Here is an 18,651-nt window from a genome sequence, read left to right as displayed (position 1 = left end):
TCACGGTCGGGTGTACCCCGAAGAACGAGCTCAACTCGCTCAATGTCCTCACCCCTTTTATCGCCTCCAATGCCACCTTCGCCTTGAACTCGTCCGAATGCTTCCGCCGTTTCTGCGACATCTTCTTTCTCCCGTCTTTTTTGACTTCCGTTCTACCAAAATCTTGGCTTAACTACCTGTCCAAAAAACGGGGGGAACTTCAGACGTCATCAATGTAAAAGTAGGTGTTAACCGACGCGTCCACGTCTGCCTGTAAATTGAGACGCACGGTTCTACCGGCGAAGTCGGAGCCGAGCACGAACGTCTCCTGCACCCAGGTGTTCTGGAACCCGGGGTCGTTGTTGCAAATCGAGAGGAGCGTGACAAGCGTCTGGTCGGAGGCGTCCTTCACCTCCACGTCGAAGAAGTCATAGTACGGATCTATTTCAGAGGTGTTCATCCGCACCCAGAAGTCGAGCGTCGCGGTCACGGTGTTCAAGGGGATGACGAGCTGCTGGTAGACGCGCCCGTTGGTCGTGCCGCCGAGCCGCGCCGAGTAGCTCCCGCTGTGCGCCTGCTCGGTGGTCCTTGTCGCCGACCCGCTGAAGCTCCAGGGAGACGTGCCCGACTCGAACCCGCCGTTGGTAATCGCCTCGTAGCAGTAATCCGGTGTCACCGTCGGCGTGGGAGTCACCCCCGGCGTTGTCGAGGGGGAGAGGTCTCCGGCGCCCGGGAAGACAACCGAATAGGATTGCGGCGCGTCGGTGAGCTCGCGTGCCCTCACGCAGACCTTCCAGCTCCCCTCTGCGGGGTTCTGTACCACGACCTGCTCCTGGTTGTTGAAAGTGTCCTCGCCCTGCGTCGCGGCTGCGGAGGGATTCGAGGGGTCGAGGATCCATGGGTAGTACACCGTGCTGTCGGGCCCGACCAGGGTGAGGTCGAGGTCATTCACCAGTTTCTTGATCGTCACGTTGCTCCCTGCCGCGTCGTCCCAGGCGAGGCTCGCCCTGAGATCGAGGGTGCCCGGCGCGACAGTGATGGTGTATTCGTGGAGTTCATTCTGGTCGCTGAGCTGCTCTTCCTTGAGATCGCGGGCGATGATCGCATCCACGGCGTTCACGCCGTTTATCCTCCCGTAGCCGAACTGGAAGTCGGGCCCCGCGTTCCCCAAATCGAGCGCCGTGTGCATGAGGAGCGCCTTCGCCGAGGAGGGGAGGAATTCTCCGGCCGTGGCGTAGCTCACCCTGTACTGCTGGAGCATCAGCGCGATGATGCCGGCGGTCGTCGGCGATGCCATGGATGTCCCGCTCATCGTCGTGTAGCCTCCCGCATCGTCGCAGGAGAGGACGTTCACTCCCGGTGAGCAGATGACAGGTTTGAGCCGCCCGTCGTCCGTGGGACCCCAGCTCGAGAAGGTGGACATCCCGTCGGACTCCGTCGTAGCGCCTGACTGGATGGGGTTCTTGGCGCCCGCCGGGGGAGCAGTGGTGTTGTATGAGCTGCCGCAGGCCCCGCCGCGTTCATTGCCTGCGGCCCATGCCATGATGAAGGGTTCTCCCAGGCTGCCGCGCGCGATTGTGTCGAGGAGCTGCGAGGTCGGCCCGTAGTTCCCCTCGTAGCTGCACGGGAAACCGTTCCAGGCGGTATTCGTGCCTATGGAGGCATTGAGGAGGTCCGCCGAGGGAGGCCAGGTGTTCTTCGCGTAGTTCAGGTCGGCCTGGATGTCGCCCGGGTTCGTGTAGAGAAAGACACCTGTACCATCGTCCTCGAAGCCCATGGAGAGAAGGTTTGCCTTCGGAGCCATGCCGCAGTTGTTATAGGTCACCGTGCCGTCACCGCACACAGTGCAGGCGACGTGGGTTGCGTGCTCCGCGAAGGGCGCGGCATCGCCCCACGTCCTGTGAGAGTCGAGGTCCGGGTGCGCGTAGACGCGGCCGCCGTCATAGACAAGTACGTCTACACCGGTCCCGTCGAGGCTGTAGGGCACGCCCTGGAGCGTATCCGCTCCCACGATCGCCCTGTTCTCGGCATTTATCGGGACGAGGGGCGGCAGCGGCTGCTCTATCCACTCCACGATATCTTCTCCCGCCAGGGACATTAGCTTCGATGCGGCAATTTTCACCACCAGGGTGTTGATAAGAGAGGCTTCGCTCAGCACAACACCACCGTGCCCGGCGGCAACCTTGATCCCCTCCTCGAGGCCAACGTCCCTGAAAAGCTGCACCAGGACGACGGCAACCCCCGTGTTCTTGTCATATGCCCATTCACCGAACTCCCCGTTCCTGATGCGCGGGTGAAGCTTGTCGTCTGCTGAGAGGTCGCCGACCCAGCGAACTTCGGGGAGAGACGTAACCCTCTGCGATGCGGCTGCGGGGATCGAGGCGAGCCACGCGCGGTTCGGTATGTAGGTCAGGAGCGCGACGCCTTGCCGTGCAAGCGCATTGCGCTCAGGAAGGCCCGGGATCTCGTGAAGCTGAAGGAGGGCGTGAATCCTTGATCGGCCGCTTTTCAGGAGTGCTTCTCCACGAGCAGCGAGTGCCTTCACGTCTGCGGCGTTTTTAGCGAGGGGGATTAGCGAGCTCGATTTAAGAAGTATCTTGTGGGATGCGCCGGCATATGTCCCGGGGACAGCAGTCCCCGTATGGGTGAGCGACAAGGTGATCGCAATCACGCTGAATGCGAGTGCAAGAGTAAATACTTTCACAGAAGGACATCCTTGTCTGAGATATGACACTGTGGGTTAGAATATCAAAGATTCCTCAATTTTGTCAAGGACTATTTCAGATTCGCCGCCACGGACTCTGCGAATTCGCTGCATTTCACCTCGCGGGCGCCGTCCATCTGGCGGGCGAGGTCGTAGGTGACGGTTTTCTGGAGGATCGTTTTCTGGATGGCATCGACGATGAGGCGGGCAGGCTCGGGCCAACCGAGGTGCTCGAGCATCATCACCCCCGAGAGGATGAGGGACGAGGGATTGACCTTGTCCTTCCCCGCATGCTTGGGGGCGCTCCCGTGTGTCGCCTCGAATACCGCAACCCCGTCGCCGATGTTCGCGCCCGGCGCCATCCCCAGCCCCCCCACCTGCGCCGCGCAGGCGTCCGAGAGATAGTCGCCGTTCAGATTGGTGGTGGCAAGGACATCGTACTCCTCCGGCCTGAGGAGAACCTGCTGGAACATGGAATCCGCGATGCGGTCCTTAATAACTACCTTGCTGTGCCGGGATTTCAATAAATTGGGATTTGGGACCCGCCTCAGGCGGGCAAGTTTGGGACTTGCCTGCCGGATGGCAGGTTTGGGATTTAAGTTAGCATCAGCTAACTTGTCTTCCTCCCCTTCCCGTACGACCTGACCCCTGAACTCCTCAGCCACCTCGTACCCCCACTCGCGGAACGCTCCCTCCGTGCACTTCATGATATTCCCCTTGTGGACAAGGGTGACGCTCCTCCGCCCCTTGTCGAGGGCGTAGCGGATCGCCATGCGCACGAGCCGCTTGCTCCCCTCCTCGGAGATGGGTTTCAAGCCCAGGCCGGAGCCGGGGCGAATTTCCCGGCCGAAGCGATCTTTGATGAAGGCCGAGAGTTCCATCGCCTCGGGGCTCCCGGCGGGCCATTCGATCCCCGCATAGACATCCTCGGTGTTCTCCCTGAAGATGACCACGTCGAGCTTCTCCGGATGCCTCACGGGAGAGGGGACACCCTTGAAATAGCGCACCGGCCGGACGCAGGCGTAGAGGTCGAGTTTCTGGCGGAGGGTAACATTCAGCGAGCGGTGTCCACCGCCCACCGGGGTCGTGAGCGGGCCTTTGATCGCGACACGGTGCGCTTCGATTTCCTGGAGCGTTTTGTCGGGGAGCAGAGTGCCGTCCCCGAACTTCTTCTCAGCCTTCTCGCCGGCGTAGATCTCCTTCCACTCGATCGCGCGGGAACCACTATATGCCCTCTCAACCGCGGCATCGATGACCCGCCGTGCGGCACGCCATACCTCAGGCCCCACACCATCGCCCTCGATGAAGGGGATGATTGGGTTGTCAGGGACGACAAGCGAGCCGTCAGGGGAACAACTGATTATTTCTGGCATGTCCGGATCTTCCCCAGGAACTTCTCAATCCTGTCCATGCCCTCTTTAATATTCTCCATCGATGTGGCGTAGGAGATGCGGATATGGGAATCGCTGCCGAACGCGCTTCCCGGGACCACCGCCACGAGCGCCTCCTCGAGGAGCCGCGCGGCAAATTCGGCTGAGCCAAGGCCGAACGCGGAGACATCAGGGAACGCATAAAAGGCGCCCAGAGGTCTGTAGCACGTGATGCCGGGGATCGCCTGGAGGCGCGAGACGAGGTAGTCGCGGCGCTCGCGGAATTTTTCCACCATCATCCCCACGAAGCCCTGGTCGCCATTCAGCGCCTCCACGGCGGCGGCCTGAGCGATGGAGTCGGGATTTGAAGTGCAGTGGCTCTGGAGCTTCTCTCCGAGCCGAGCGATCTCCGGCTCCGCGGCGAGATAGCCGATACGCCATCCGGTCATCGAGTGGGACTTGGACACTCCGTTAATGAGGACCGTCCGCTTCTTGATCTCCTCTCCGAGCGACGCGATGCTCACGTGTGCGGCGGGCGGGTAGAGTATCTTCTCGTAGATTTCGTCAGAGATGATATACAGCCCTCGTTCACACGCGATCACGGCGAGCGCGGACAGATCCTCCCTGCTCGCCACCCATCCGGTGGGGTTGTTCGGGCTGTTGAGGATGAGGGCTTTTGTTTTCTTCGTTACTGCGCGCTTTATTTTCTCAGGGTCAATGCGGAATCCATCCATCGCCGAGGTCTCCACGCACACCGGCGCGCCCCCGGACATGACCACCTGGGCGGGATACGTGACCCAGTACGGCGCGATGAGAATGAACTCGTCCCCCGGATTGCAGAGAACCCTCACCGCGTTGTAGAGCGCGTGCTTGGCGCCGCAGGAGACCACGATCTGGCCGGGATCATATTTCAATCCGTTGTCACAAAGGAGCTTCGCCGCAACCGCCTGCCTGAGCTCGATGGTGCCCGCAACCGGCGTGTATTTTGTCTGTCCGCGGGCCATCGCCCTGCGGGCGGCTTCTTTGATATTCTCCGGGGTGTCGAAATCGGGCTCGCCGGCTCCGAATCCCACCACATCCTTGCCCGCCGCGCGCAGGGCTTTCGCCATACCGTCAATGGCGAGGGTCTGGGAGGGCTCCACCGCTTCTATTGTCCTTGAAAAAATCCCTGCTTTCATTTGCTTATTCTCCACATCTCAACGGCACTGCATGCCCCATCGCCTTTCCCTTGAGAAGGGAACTTCGATTACGTAAGCACCCGATTGCTCTGATTTTTCTGAAGGATCCCTGTAGGGTGCCGATTCATAGGACCCGGGCGCGATAAATCGCGCCCCTACACTGATATGAATCAGGCACATCAGAGAAATCAGGCGCACAAAATAATCAAGGTCACTTTCCCCTATTGAGCGATTCCGTGATGAGGGGGCCCACATCGTCCTCCTCAAAATCGATTATCCTCATTTCCCTCTGTGCATTCTCGAGGGAGTCAGAGGCGTGCGCCGCGTTGACCATTATATCGCGGCCAAATTCCTTGCGCACGGTCGCCGCTCCCGCCTTGCCGGGGTCTGTTGCCCCGACAATCGAACGGATTTTATTCACCGCGTCCACGCCCTGATAGACGAGGGCGAGGCACCGGACAAGCCCGGGCGCATTTCTCTCCGCTTCGGTGAGGCTGGCCAGGTTCCTCCCGGTCATGAACTCCACGATCTGGTTGAACTGATCTTCCGCCGCAAGCCGGTTCAACGTATCACCGAGCTCCGCCGCGGTTTCTGCGGGGATGGGGAACCCGAATTCCCGCTCCAGCGCCAATGTCGCACGGCTCGTCACCGACTCCTTCAATCTTTTCACCAGTGTTTTTTTTACGGGACCGTAAAACTCCTCGGCCTGGGCCACGCTCATCCGCAGCACCTTCACCCCGATGATATACAGGTCGGCCTTCGAAAAAATATCAATCACGTTCCCCGCGCGGATGCTCCTCGCGCTGAATATATCAGGCTTGATCAGCACCGTGGTCTCTTCGCACTTCTGCCCGGCCGGCCAGGGGATCACTTTCTCAAGCAAGCCGCCGTCCCTCTTCGCGTGGCGCGCCCACACCCGCAGGGCAGGTTCAGCCTCCGCGGCAGCGGGGATGATGAGGACCGCCGGCTCGAAATAGCTCACCCCCCCCTTCACATCCCTGATATAGTCACCATAGGTATCACGGATCGTCTCGCCGGAGAGGCTGGCGCGCGTGATATGCCCCACCACATGCTCGGTGAGCTGGTGTATCGCGTCTTCCCCGCGGAAAAGGAGAAACATGACCCGCCGCCTGTGGCCGTCGCGCGAGGGGGCGTAGTTCTCTTGAATATACTGTTTGATGAGCTCCCTGACCTGCCAGTTCGGCTCGGATTTGTCAACGCGGATGGTCTCGAGGTAATCATTCACCAGTTCGTTCGACGGCGCGTACATCCTCGCGGCGACCAGCTCCACGTCGCTGCGGGAGAGGAGCCTGCCAATGATCCCCCCCGTGCGCGATTTTCGGATCGTATACGGATTGATGATTGCAAACGCCAGCTCTTCTCCCATACGAGCCTCTTAGAAACAACACAAGGTTGAAAGTTTAACGTATAACGCTAGAGATGGAAACAAGCAGAATGAGCGTTCACCCTGCTTGTTCCATCTCAATCCCACTGTGGCGCAGTCGGCGTGACTGCGCGGCGCAAGAAAAGCGCGTCAGGCCTTCCCCGTGATCTTGAACATACCGGTGCCGCAATCCGGGCATTTCCCCTTGATCGCCTTCTTGCGATTTTTCATGGTGATCTCTTGAGGATCAACCATCTCCTTCTTGCCTTTACACTTGACGCAGTAGCCATCGACCATGACGGACCTCCCTTTTCAGTTGTGGGTAATGCTCCGATATGATTCTACTTCACCGTGCCTGTGCTGAGTCCACATGGACTTCCCGCAATGCGCACACTGTTCGCAACTATGATATACACCTTTTTATTCAAGTTCCTTCGTTATGTCAAGAAGAATCCCTTCCCTCTTCACCCCGAGGGTCAGGAATGAAATCTTTTTCACATCCCCCGTGAGACTGAAGTAAATCACCCCTTCTTCCCACGTGGGCTCCTTCCCGTCGGGGCTCAGCCAGAATGTCTTCTCATCCTGCTTGTAGATCAACGGATGGACCACCTTCTCATAGTCGTCCGCATCCGAATCCAGCGTCAGCTCCTGCGCGAAAGAACCCTCAAACACCTCCAGATCGATGTTGATCTTGCACACGCTGCGATTCAAACGGTCGATCACCACCGTAATCCCCTTCTCGATGTACGATAGGATCGCGAGATTATCCCTCTCGATCGCGCGCGATCTCTCCGGCTTGCCGAGCACCCTGAACACCCCGTCGGCGTGCGTCCCGAGCCCGATGCCCGCGACGGTGAACGCCCTCAGATCCACCACGATATCGCTGAACTCTCTGAACGTGACCGAGTACGGCCAGCCCAACTTCTCAAACGTCACCATCGTCGCGACGCCGGGATTCGGCGTGCGGCCGTCACGGCTCAGGTAGAGGGTGTTTCCCTTGCGTCGGAATATCTGTTTGTTCGCTTCCTTCTCATAGGTCTTCATCGTATCAGCGAACGACAGGGGGACTGAGTACAGTGCCCTCTGATCTCTGAGCCCCACCTCGATTTTGCTGACGTTGCCCAATTCCGACCATCGCGGGGCTGATTTGCGAGCGCTTTTCTGCCCGCTCCCCCCTCCCCCGCTCTTCTTCAGAAACACGCGCATCCCGTACCTGGGGTAGCCGGCGACAATGCTGTTTCCGAGATCGCGCCACCTGCTGAAGCGACCCAGCAGCCGCCGCACCTCGCCCGCCGGATCCCCCACCTTCACACCCGCCGCCGTCATGGCAGTGAGATCAACCTCCACGTTTTCAAGCGGCACGAACACGAGGGATTCCAAGCGATCATCCTCATCAAAATTCAGGATAACCTTCTCAATGCTCCGAGGCTCGTCCTTCGCGTACGCACATATTTTCTGGCTCGCCTCCTGGTAAATTCGACCCTTGAGATAGTCATGGAATGCGCTCTTCCTCTGCGTGAGCAGCAGCGGCTGGACAAACCCCCCGTCAAACATCGACTGAAAGACGGAGATGCTGAAGATGGCCTTACTGTCCCTCCGCGCACTGATCTTCAAACCCTCCCGCTGCCATTCCGCCGCCTGTTGGTTGCCGCGGCTTCCGTAGAGGTCCGGCGGGCCGAACCGATCCAGCGCCTTCTTCGCCGGATCGCCGAGGCACACGTCCGCGACGCAGCACTCGTCGAGATCTATGTCGTAGTTCTCCTCCCACTTGAAGGTGATATGGGTGAGCCACCCCTCCACGCTGAACGTGAGGACCGCGGTTTCACGGAGCGGCTCGTGATCGTCCTTTTTTAGATAGAGCATATCCTTATGGTCTTTATAGATCTGCTTCGCGAGCGGCCTCAGCAACCGGCTCTCCCTCACCTCGAGTGGAATCGCCGCGGTGAACGCGCCCATGCACATCTCGTAGGGAGGCGTCGCCAAAGTAAAAATCTCTATGGTGTATATCTTCATGTCTTCTTCATCAAAGGAGATTCTGATCCCTCTGTCAAAATAGGCATAGACGATCCTGGTGAAGTGCTGTTCCGGGGCCCGCTTCTCAAGGGGGACCTCGTCCCCCCGCGCCTCGTCCAGCTGCTGCTTCAGCTCTTCGGAGGCAGAGACCTTCTGTTCCTCCTGGGGCGGGCCGAGGGCGCTGCGCACCTCATCAGAGGTTGACGTCAGCCCCACCCCGTTCACCGTGAACCGCTCAAGGTCAATTCGAACCGCAGGGGCGGCAGATTGCACGCCCGGACGAGCGGTGGGCTGCCCGCTCACGGGCGCAGAGGCCGCAGCCGAAGGAATAGGCATTTGGGCGTGACCGCAGTCTATAGTGAGCAGTGCGGCAAGAGTTGCAACCATAATCAACGGGGATTTTTGGGTGAGCAAAATTGAGCCTCCTCCGAATGAGTCATTAAGCTATCAGCACCGTGGATAAAAAGCAAGCGAAAAAGCCTCGCGGGTTGAAAGCTTCAGCTGCATCGAGCTGAAAATAATTTTCACCACGGAGAGCACGGAGAAGAATGTACATCCCTCACCTAAAATGCACATTGAGCAGCCTGCCCGCCAGGAGCACCAGTGGAGACAGAAGGCCGCACGTGACGGCGGTCCGCAATGACCGTGCGCGTTCGCCGGGGCGCCTCCGGGTCGACACGACAGTCACCGTCGCCGCGGCGAGCACTGCCGCGTTGAGCAGGATGGCTCGCAGGCCGAAATAGAGGAATCCATCCCTGTGCGCGAAGGCCCCGTCTCCCCTGTGCACGTCTTGAGTTATCGTCGGGGTGCCGAGCTCCAGTGTATAGACATTGAACGCGGCGAGCAGGATGACGCACGCCCATGCACACCATAACCACAAGGCGCCGGGCCACGCCGGGCGCGCATCCACCGGCTTCAGATTGCGCCCGCCCCTCTCCCATGGGCGGAGCACGAACGCAATAACTGCCTGACCTATCAGCGCCGCCTTTGCGTTGAGCGCCACATCGTTGAGATCGTATATCCGCGAGGGCATGAGCCCCTGGAGACACTCATCGGCGAGCCCCAGTTCAACGGTGACTATTGCCGCCCAGATGGAGAGCGCATATCCCCCGCACCCGTCTCCCATCGCCCAGAACACGAGCACGCTCAAGAGGGCGTACTGAGACAGGTGCACCCGTTCTATCTGCTGCGGGAGAGCGCGGAACATGAGCGCGTACACCACGCACACAGCGGCAAGGGAGAGCCATACAAATATTCTCGCTTCCCTTTTAATCAGGACGAGGCGCCACAGGAGGGCGAGGAGGAGCGCCACGCCGGATGCGAGCGGTATCGCGTGCGCGAGGAACGGGCTCTTCGCTCCCGTCAGTTCCCACGCGCGACGCATGAAAGGAAGCGATGAGAGGTAGAATCCCGCAATCGTCCACCGCATGCATCGGTTCATGTCAGTGCAATTGTCCTAAAAATCTCATCGACACCTATCTCCGTCAGGCACCTTCTCTCCGCGCACTGATCCCTCTGCTTTCCCGCGCAGGGAGCGCATGGGACAGGTCGTCTTGCCACGGTCACGTTTCCCCTCCCCGGCACCCACAGGGCCGGGTCAGTGGGGCCGAAAATTACCGTTGACGGTACCCCTTGGAGGGCAGCGAGATGTGATATTCCTGAATCGTTGCCGATGTACCAATCGCACCGCGCGAGAAGCGCGGCCACGTTGACCAATTTATAATTGCTGACAAGCAACACTCCCTCTGGCCAGCTCGGGCCGTCCCCGGAGCGCGGATGATCTTTCTCCGCCTCGCCCTCAAAAATGATGACCGCTGTTCCGGTTATTATCAATCGTGCGGCGAGTTCGACAAATCTATCATTTGGCCAGTTCTTCGACTGACCACCACTTCCGGGATGAACCGCGATTACCCTTTTCCCGGTCAACCCGCGGGCATGCCAGAAGCCTTCTGCCCACACGCGAACCTGCGCCGGGACGTTGACCTGGACGGCCCTGGGGTCGGTGAATCCCATGGACAGCGCCTGGGCCATGACATATCCGCTCACCGATACTCCAGCCCCCTCTTCCGGGAAGGGTTCGATTTCCACCAAATGTTCTATCCAATCCCCCATCAACTGCTCCACCCACTCCCTCCCGCGCGTTCCCAAAATAGAAATCACTAGCTCATATTTGGGATTTGGGATTTGCCCCTCCGGGGTCCTCGTCCTGAAACCCCGTTCGGGGTCGAGGGAGGATTTTGGATTTTTATCCGGCCGCGACCAGCGCGCCCCATTGAAATTGAGAATCTCGTCGCACAGCCCCGCTGAGAAGAGCAAGGCGCCGTGGGCGGGGTAACCAAGGTAGGATAGTGTCGCGTGAGGAAAAGTCTTCCTGAGCGATTGCCACAGAGGCCAGCGCGTGAGGAAATCTCCAAGCCCCCCCAGGCTCAGCACGAGCACTGATGTATAGGTCTGCATCCCGCGGCGCATTGCGCACACGCACCGATCTGAATTCTAGCGCCCGACGGCTGCCTGTTGCCGTGGCCCCGGCCAGAGGATCAGGATGGGCGCGGCGATGTAGACAGTCGAGTATACGCCGGAGATCATTCCGACGATGAGCGCGAAGGCGAAGTCGTGGATCACGCTCCCCCCCCAGATGAAGATGCAGGCGACGGTCAGTATCGCGGTGAACGAGGTGATCAGGGTCCGGGAGAGCGTCTGGTTGATGGCGAGGTTGATGATTTCTTTCAAGCTCGCCTTTTTCATCAGCTTCAAGTCTTCGCGGATGCGGTCGAAAATGACGATGGTGTCGTTGATCGAGAAACCAACGATGGTGAGCAGCGCCGCGATGATCCCGAGGTCGATCGGCCTGTTGGTGAGCGCGCAGAGTCCCGCCGTGATGAGCACGTCGTGGACGAGGGCGAGCACGCCGGCGATGCCGTACTGCGGTTTCCTGAACCGCCACCAGACGTAGACGATGATGGCGAGGAATGAGAAGATGAGCCCGAGGAGCGCCTGCTGCCGGAGCGCCCTGCCGACGACGGGCCCGACCATTTCGGTTCTGAGGAGCTGGGCGGGGTTGCCGGGGAACCGCTTCGCAAAAAGTGCCCGCATCTGCTTACTCTCATCCTGCGCCGTTTTGATGATGATCTCCCTGCCGCCTTCCATGTGCTGGATCATTGACTCCTGGAGACCGATTTCACTCAGTGTTTCGCGAACCGTGGCCACATTCATGGGCTTCTGGAAGCTGAATTGCTGGAGGGCGCCCCCGCTGAAATCGACGCCAAAATTATTCTTCCAGCCTTTATGTAAGAAGCTGAAGACGCCGAGCGCGATGATGAGGATGGAGATTCCGATCGCGTACCACAGCTTGCCGATAAAATCTATATTCGTCACCTTGATGAACTGGAGCATCCTGAGCCTCGTGAAAGACTTCCTCATGGACATGCTGTCGAATATGACGCGCGTGACGAAGAGCGCCGTCCACATGCTGGTGATGATACCGATGCTGAGGGTCACCGCGAATCCCCGCACGGGCCCCGTCCCGATCCAGTAGAGGATGAGCCCCGCGATGAGCGTGGTGAGGTTGGAGTCGAGAATCGTCACGAACGCCTTGGTGTAGCCGTTCGCGATTGCGGCGCGTATGTTGCGCCCCAGCGCCGTCTCCTCGCGTATCCGCTCGAATATGAGGACGTTTGCGTCCACCGCCATGCCCAGCGTGAGGATGATACCGGCGATGCCGGGGAGGGTGAGCGTGGCGCGAAACAGGGCGAGCGCGGCAATGATGATGAACGCGTTGATCATGAGCGCGAAATCGGCAACAATGCCCGCGCGGAGATAATACATCGCCATGAACAGGAGCACGAGTGAGAGGCCGAGGAGCGCCGCTTTCACTCCGGAAATGATGGAATCGCGTCCGAGGCTCGGGCCCACGACCCTGTTCTCAGCCACCTTCACTGGAGCGGGGAGGGCGCCCGCCCGCAGGACGATCGCGAGATCATTCGCCTCCTCAATGCTGAAGCTCCCCTCGATATAGGGGCTGGAGTCCAACTTGACCATCATCAGCGGGGCCGAGTAGACCACGTCATCGAGCACGACCGCGAGCCGGCTCACCACGGGGTTCTTCGGATCCTTGTACCGCTTCTCCGCCTCTCCCGACACGATCCTCAGCTTCCGCATCCCCTCGCGTTCGAAGTCCATATTCACCACGGGTTGCTGGAACATTCCCGCGCGGCCGAGCATGGCATTCCGGAGCGAAATCCCCTTGATCACCGTGTCCTTCTTGAGCAGGTAGAGCCCCTTCCCGACCTCCTTTGTCCTGCGGTCAGGGAGCGTGCGGCCGAGCATGAATTCATAACCTTTCGGGATGAGGTCTTTGGCCTCCTGCGAATCGAGAATCGCCTCCGCGATCTTGATCTTCTTCTCGGGGATGATCCAGTAGCTGTACGCGACCCCATCGTGCGTGCGCCCCTCATCCTCGTTGAGCTGGGCGAGGATCGGCCTCTTCGCATTGATGCGCTCGAGCACCGTTCTGGCGAGGGTGTCCTCAGCGACGAGCTTGAATTCGAGGAGCGCGGTTTTCCCGATCAGCGCCACCGCCCGCTGCGGGTCATCCACCCCCGGCAACTGCACGACGATGCGGTCGCGCCCCTCGGGGAATATCGAGGGCTCGGCGACGCCGAACTCGTCCACCCGGTTCCTGATGATTTCAACCGCTCGCGGGACCGCGTCTTTTCTCGCATCTTCGGGCATGTCCTTCGTGTCGACCTGGAGCACGACATGCATGCCGCCCTTCAGGTCAAGGCCGAGATTGAGCACCCTGCGCGGATCCCCGCGGAGCCATTTTTCGAGCGAGTAGGATATCCTCGCGGGGAGCGCCTCCCCGCTCATCTCCGCGTCCCTCCGCGCCCACTCCTGATCGAGCTGCTCTTTCATTGCCGGCGACAGCGCGGCCCAGCGTACGGTGGGGTATATGTAGTACATGCAGACCACCAGGACGCAGAAAATGATGAATGTTCTCCAACGAAGATTCTTGTTCATTTATCCTCCTTGAGAAACTCAAAATTAAGGATTAAGCAGTAAGCCCATCATTGTGGCATATTCGGATAATTTTTTATCGCTTAATCGTTAGTGCTTAATTCTTATCACTGCTCATAGCATCTTGGCGCCGTTGATGACGAGCTCGAGCGCGCACCCGAGGAACGCCGCCGCCCTGCGCGCGATGACCATCCTCGACATGAAAATCTCAAAATACTCCATCACCTGGGAGAGTTTCGTGTCTATCTTCAGCTCGTAGCGTATGGTCCGTTTCTTCCTGCTCACCCTCACCACCGACCGCTCCGCGGAATAGTTGACGCGGTCGTGTTTGTCAAAATCCATCTTATTTCGTTTGCGCACGCGGCCCCGGTGCACGTCGATCTTGTCCGCGAGGATGAGGGCCGCCGACACATCGCTCATCGGCTCTCCGTTCTCCTCCTGGTGATGCCCTATCGCGGCCATGATATCCGCGACCTCTCCGTGGGGCATCCCCATATCCTCGAGAAGGTTGCGCGCGATCGCGCTGCCGGTGAGGGCGTGGTTCTCCCTGTTGACGAGATTGCCGAGGTCGTGCAGGTAGCCCGCGATCGCGGCGAGCTCGGCCTGCCGCCTGTCGCGTCCCAGCTTGAGAAGGATCGCCCGGGCGGCATCAGCGACCATGCGCGCATGCCGCGCGCCGTGCTCCGTGTACCCCATGGACACCATGCAGCGGTCGGTTTTCTCCAGGTAGTTATTGACCGCCGGATTACTCGTTACTTCGCGAAGCGTCAGCAGCGTCAGGCGTCTCGCCCCCTTTTCTGGTCACCACCGAAATCGACCCCTTGGAAACCTCTATCTTCACGTTGTCCGCCACCTTCACCACCACCACGTCCTCCTTCAGGCCGGCCACCACGCCGTGGATGCCCCCTGACGTGATGACCGCGTCTCCCTTCTTGATCGAGGCGATCATGTCCTTTTGCTCCTTCTGCTTCTTCTGCTGCGGGCGAAACACGAGCAGATAGAAAATCGCCACGAGCATCACGATCATCGGGAGAAACTGCATCAGCCCGGGCTGCTGCCCCCCCGCTCCGCCGGGCGGCGGCGCCATCCCGAGCAGGCCTGCCACATGCCCCACGCCACTCATCAATGGACTCATACGCGCAATCCCCCTTCATTTCTTTCCACGTTCATACCGTTCAGCGCACTCCCGACTGAACTGCTCGAACGCTCCCGCGGCGATCGCCTGTCGGATGTCCGCCATGAGCCGGTGATAAAAATAGAGATTGTGATAGGTCACCAGCCTCAGCCCCAGCACCTCGCCCGCGTTGAAGAGGTGCCTGAGATAGGCCCGTGAATAATTGCGGCATGCCACACAACCGCACCCCTCCTCCAGCGGCCTCATATCATCGCGGTAAGCGCCATTCTTGACGGGGAGCTTGCCTGAGCGCGTGAACGCCGTGCCGTTACGGCCGTTCCTCGTGGGCATGACGCAGTCGAACATATCCACGCCGCGGGCAACCGCTTCCAGGATCTCGACAGGCGTGCCGCAGCCCATGAGATAGCGGGGCTGACGCTCCGGCAGCAACGAGGTGCAGCGCTCCACATTCTCCAGCATGACCATCCGCGGCTCGCCGACGCTGAGGCCGCCAATGGCATAGCCGTCGAAACCGATCCGCAGGAGCTCCTGAACGGAACGGCTCCGCAACTGAGCATACGTGCCGCCCTGGACGATGCCGAAAAGGGCGGCCCCATCCGGGCGTCGCGCATTTTTGCAGCGGAGCGCCCATTGTAGGCTCCGCTCCATCGAATTGCAAGCATAATCATATTCGCACGGGTAGGGAGCGCACTCGTCCAGGACCATCATGATATCCGAGCCCAGCGCCTCCTGGATCTTGACCGCGCGCTCCGGGCTGAGGAAGTGCGTCTGGCCGTCGACGTGGGAGCGGAAGGAGACCCCCTCATCGCTGATCTCACGGAGGTTCGCGAGGCTGAAGACCTGGTAGCCGCCGCTGTCGGTGAGGAGCGCGCCTCCCCAGTGCATGAACCGGTGCAGCCCTCCCGCCCGCGTGATCACGTCCACGCCGGGACGCATGGCGAGGTGATACGTATTGCCGAGGATGATGGCGATGCCGATCTCCTGAAGCTCCTCGGGACTCATCGTCTTCACCGTACCCTGCGTCCCCACGGGCATGAAGACGGGCGTGTCCACAGCGCCGTGAGGGGTCGTGAGCCGCCCGACGCGTGCCTGGGTGGCGGCGTCTTTGTGGAGAACGGAGAATTCCATCTATGAAATCCCAAACCCCAAATCCCAAATCCCAATAGGGATCATAGCACACCAGCGCCTGTTGCGGCGGGCATCTCCCGCGGCGTGATGACCGGCGCCGTGCACACCGGCGTCTCCCGGATCTCCGGCGCGGCCTGCCCGGAGGCACGCTCCGTGAGGACCCGGTAGCCCTTCCCGTCCGATATCACCGTGATCATCCCGTACAGGCCGGTCTGGTACACCTTCGCCCCCGCCTCGCGCAGCCTGTCGATCGTCTCAATGTACGGGCCATCAGGGTCGGTGCTCCCGGTGCTCACGATAGCGGCCTCCGGCTTCACGGACAGGAGGAACGGCTCCGAGGAGGACGACTTCGACCCGTGGTGCCCTACCTTTAGTATCTGCGACCTCAATCCCTTCCCGTTCCTCCTGACCATCTGCTTCTCCACGCCGCTCCCGACGTCCCCGGTGAAGAGGAAGGCGACCTTCCCGTAACGGAGCTGGATGACGACCGAGCTGTCGTTCGTGCTGCGCGGTTTCCCCGACGGGCTCAGGACCCTGACGGTGAGCTCCTTTCCCCAATCGAGAATATCCCCCGCCTTCGGGGTGCGGTACCGTGTCCCCGCACGGCTCTTGACGGACTTCAGGACCCGCTGGTAGAGCCCGGTCGTGTGAGGATAGCCGGGATCGAGAAACTCTCCCACTTCGAGCGGGCTCTCGAGAACGGCGGGCATCCCCCCGATATGGTCGCCATCCGCGTGGGACATCACGACCGTGTCTATCCGCCGGATTCCCTTTTTCTCCAGGAACGAGAGGACCGCCGCGCCCCCCTTGCGGCCTCCCGCGGCGTCGATGAGCACGCACTTCCCCCCCGGCGTGGTGATGATGGTGGCGTCGCCGTGCCCGACCTCGAGGAAGTACACGGCGAGCGGCTTCGCGGGGGCGGGCGTGGCGGCCGGCTCCGCGCCGCGGCACACACCAAGGGAGACGCCCATGGCGATACATAAAGCCGGCAAGGCTCCGCAATATATTTTTCTCATCTTTTGGGATTTGGGATTCTTGATTTTGGATTTAAAATTAACATGGCATCTCCGTAACTATAAAACCTGTACCCCTCTCTCTTGGCGATCTCGTACAGTTCGAGCACCCTTTCCCTGCCCGCGAGCGCGGCGACCAGCATCAGGAGCGTCGAGCCGGGGAGGTGAAAGTTGGTGAGCAGGTTCTCCACGACCCTGAACCGGTAGGGGGGATAGATGAATATCTCCGTCCACGCCGCGCCCGCCCTTACAACACCGCCTTCGTCGGCGGCGGCCTCGAGCGCGCGGGCCGCGGTCGTCCCCACGACAACGATCTGCCTCCCCTCGCCGCGGGCCCGGTTGATCCTTTCCGCGGCCCCCTCCCCGATCTCGTACCACTCGGGGTGCATCCTGTGGTCCGCGACGTACTCCTCGCTCACCGGCCTGAAGGTGCCCAGGCCGACGTGGAGGGTGAGCGTCGCCGTTTCGATTCCCCGTGACGCGAGCCGCTCCAGGAGTTCCGTGGAGAAATGAAGCCCCGCGGTCGGAGCGGCGACCGCGCCCCGTTGCCGCGCGTACACCGTCTGGTATCTCTCACGGTCTTCCCTGTCCCTTGGATCCGGGATCCGTTGCCTCTCCCCGTCGGGCATCTCATGTATGTTGGGATCTGGGATTTGCCTGCCCCCCGCAGACTTGGCGTAGGGGGGGGATTTGGGATTTGCCCTCTTGATATACGGGGGTAACGGCACATGACCGATCTTCTCAATCTCGTCCATAACGCTCAGGCCACCCTCAAAATGGACGGACCAGACGCCCGAGGTCTTTCTTCCGGCCACCCGGGCGGTCATCCGGCTGCCCTCGAACGCGATCTCCGCGCCCCTCCTCAGCCGCACGCCCGGTTTGAGGAGGCACTCCCATTCCCCCCCTTCCCGCTCACGCAGGAGGAACACCTCTACCTGCCCGCCCGTGCCCGCCTTCCTGCCATAGAGCCTCGCCGGGATCACCTTCGTGTCGTTGAGTATGAGAAGCGAGCGCTCACGCAGATATTCCCCGAATTCACTGAATCTCCTGTGCTCGACGCGCCCCGTCACTAGATGGTGCACAAGCAGGCGGGAAGCCCCCCGGGTCGGCGGCGGTTCCTGAGCGATGAAAGCCCGCGGAAGATCGTAGTGGAAATCGGATGTTTTGAGACGGGCCATACGTACGCGCGCCACCGCGCTACCTGCGCCTGATGAGCCAGAGAAGGATTGAGAGAATCACGCTCAATGCGATACAGGTGCCGAGAGGGAAATAGAAGCGGAAGTTTTTACGTTCGACATGGATATCTCCGGGCAAATGCCCGAGCCATGTTACTTTCTCACTCAGGAGAAATAGTCCACCCATAATGCAGAGCAGGACTCCAGCCATAATAAGATATCTGCCGATCAATCTTAGATCGTCCATGGGAAAACCAATCCCACCATAACCCCTCAGCTATCACAGGGTATGTACCACCGGCCATTCCCGTCCCGCTAAGCGGGAGGAATCCAGCTTAAAATCCGGACTCCTGCTCCCCGATCCCCGCTTTCGCGAGGACAAATTTATCGAGGACAAGTTTCGCAGGAGTGACACGTTTAACCCGAAATCGGCGAGTATCGAGTTGATGATTTCGTAACTTGTTGAATGCCTACAAGAATGAGCGACATGCAACCTTCAACTTTTTTGCAGGATGCGGACACAAAAAGAGCCTCCTTTGTTTCACCATTTGTTAAA

Annotated in this window: 16 protein-coding genes; all 16 read right to left on the bottom strand. The window is 60.2% G+C overall.

All coding sequences use genetic code 11. From position 1 onward, the window contains the following. Positions 1-121, bottom strand: a 121-nt coding sequence (locus NTX71_06085) for a transposase (protein ID MCX6339472.1), incomplete at its 3' end; no start/stop codon positions are given. A 78-nt stretch (positions 122-199) separates the two neighbouring features. Beyond that, positions 200-2,683, bottom strand: coding sequence for a S8 family serine peptidase (locus NTX71_06080; protein ID MCX6339471.1), 2,484 nt, complete (start codon positions 2,681-2,683; stop codon positions 200-202). Positions 2,684-2,754: 71 nt separating this feature from the next. Continuing rightward, positions 2,755-4,056 (bottom strand): isocitrate dehydrogenase (NADP(+)), encoded by a 1,302-nt coding sequence (gene icd, locus NTX71_06075; protein MCX6339470.1) that lies wholly within the window; start codon positions 4,054-4,056, stop codon positions 2,755-2,757. Beyond that, a complete protein-coding gene (locus NTX71_06070; protein MCX6339469.1) occupies positions 4,044-5,231 on the bottom strand; it encodes a pyridoxal phosphate-dependent aminotransferase in 1,188 nt (395 codons plus the stop codon). The genes icd and NTX71_06070 overlap by 13 nt, the downstream gene beginning before the upstream one ends. 211 nt (positions 5,232-5,442) lie before the next feature. Then, on the bottom strand, positions 5,443-6,618 hold the full coding sequence (locus tag NTX71_06065) for a nucleoside-diphosphate kinase (GenBank protein ID MCX6339468.1): 1,176 nt from the start codon (positions 6,616-6,618) through the stop codon (positions 5,443-5,445). A 147-nt stretch (positions 6,619-6,765) separates the two neighbouring features. After that, positions 6,766-6,912, bottom strand: coding sequence for a DUF5679 domain-containing protein (locus tag NTX71_06060; GenBank protein ID MCX6339467.1), 147 nt, complete (start codon positions 6,910-6,912; stop codon positions 6,766-6,768). A 123-nt stretch (positions 6,913-7,035) separates the two neighbouring features. After that, positions 7,036-9,042, bottom strand: coding sequence for a hypothetical protein (locus NTX71_06055; GenBank protein ID MCX6339466.1), 2,007 nt, complete (start codon positions 9,040-9,042; stop codon positions 7,036-7,038). 145 nt (positions 9,043-9,187) lie between these two features. Beyond that, complete coding sequence (locus NTX71_06050; GenBank protein ID MCX6339465.1) at positions 9,188-10,069, bottom strand: VanZ family protein; 882 nt, start codon at positions 10,067-10,069, stop codon at positions 9,188-9,190. After that, on the bottom strand, positions 10,066-11,097 hold the full coding sequence (locus NTX71_06045) for a glycosyltransferase family 9 protein (GenBank protein ID MCX6339464.1): 1,032 nt from the start codon (positions 11,095-11,097) through the stop codon (positions 10,066-10,068). Before NTX71_06045 ends, NTX71_06050 begins: the two co-directional genes overlap by 4 nt. Positions 11,098-11,121: 24 nt before the next feature. Continuing rightward, positions 11,122-13,647 (bottom strand): protein translocase subunit SecD, encoded by a 2,526-nt coding sequence (gene secD / locus NTX71_06040; GenBank protein MCX6339463.1) that lies wholly within the window; start codon positions 13,645-13,647, stop codon positions 11,122-11,124. Positions 13,648-13,758: 111 nt separating this feature from the next. Then, complete coding sequence (locus NTX71_06035; GenBank protein MCX6339462.1) at positions 13,759-14,349, bottom strand: HD domain-containing protein; 591 nt, start codon at positions 14,347-14,349, stop codon at positions 13,759-13,761. Between the two features lie 40 nt (positions 14,350-14,389). After that, complete coding sequence (yajC, locus tag NTX71_06030; GenBank protein ID MCX6339461.1) at positions 14,390-14,779, bottom strand: preprotein translocase subunit YajC; 390 nt, start codon at positions 14,777-14,779, stop codon at positions 14,390-14,392. A gap of 15 nt (positions 14,780-14,794) precedes the next feature. After that, on the bottom strand, positions 14,795-15,907 hold the full coding sequence (tgt, locus tag NTX71_06025; GenBank protein ID MCX6339460.1) for a tRNA guanosine(34) transglycosylase Tgt: 1,113 nt from the start codon (positions 15,905-15,907) through the stop codon (positions 14,795-14,797). 41 nt (positions 15,908-15,948) lie between these two features. Beyond that, positions 15,949-16,899: an MBL fold metallo-hydrolase gene (locus tag NTX71_06020; protein ID MCX6339459.1), complete on the bottom strand. Its 951-nt coding sequence runs from the start codon at positions 16,897-16,899 to the stop codon at positions 15,949-15,951. A gap of 20 nt (positions 16,900-16,919) precedes the next feature. Continuing rightward, complete coding sequence (locus NTX71_06015) at positions 16,920-18,098, bottom strand: S-adenosylmethionine:tRNA ribosyltransferase-isomerase (protein MCX6339458.1); 1,179 nt, start codon at positions 18,096-18,098, stop codon at positions 16,920-16,922. Positions 18,099-18,117: 19 nt separating this feature from the next. Beyond that, the gene (locus NTX71_06010; protein MCX6339457.1) at positions 18,118-18,342 is read right to left on the bottom strand and encodes a DUF2905 domain-containing protein; all 225 of its coding nucleotides are present in this window, start codon (positions 18,340-18,342) and stop codon (positions 18,118-18,120) included. Positions 18,343-18,651 lie beyond the last annotated feature (309 nt).

Source organism: Candidatus Auribacterota bacterium (genome assembly GCA_026392035.1).
Taxonomy (GTDB): Bacteria; Auribacterota; Tritonobacteria; order UBA1439; family UBA1439; genus JAPLCX01.
The sequence above is the reverse complement of the archived record's forward strand: the minus strand, read 5'-3'. Positions and strand labels throughout refer to the sequence as shown.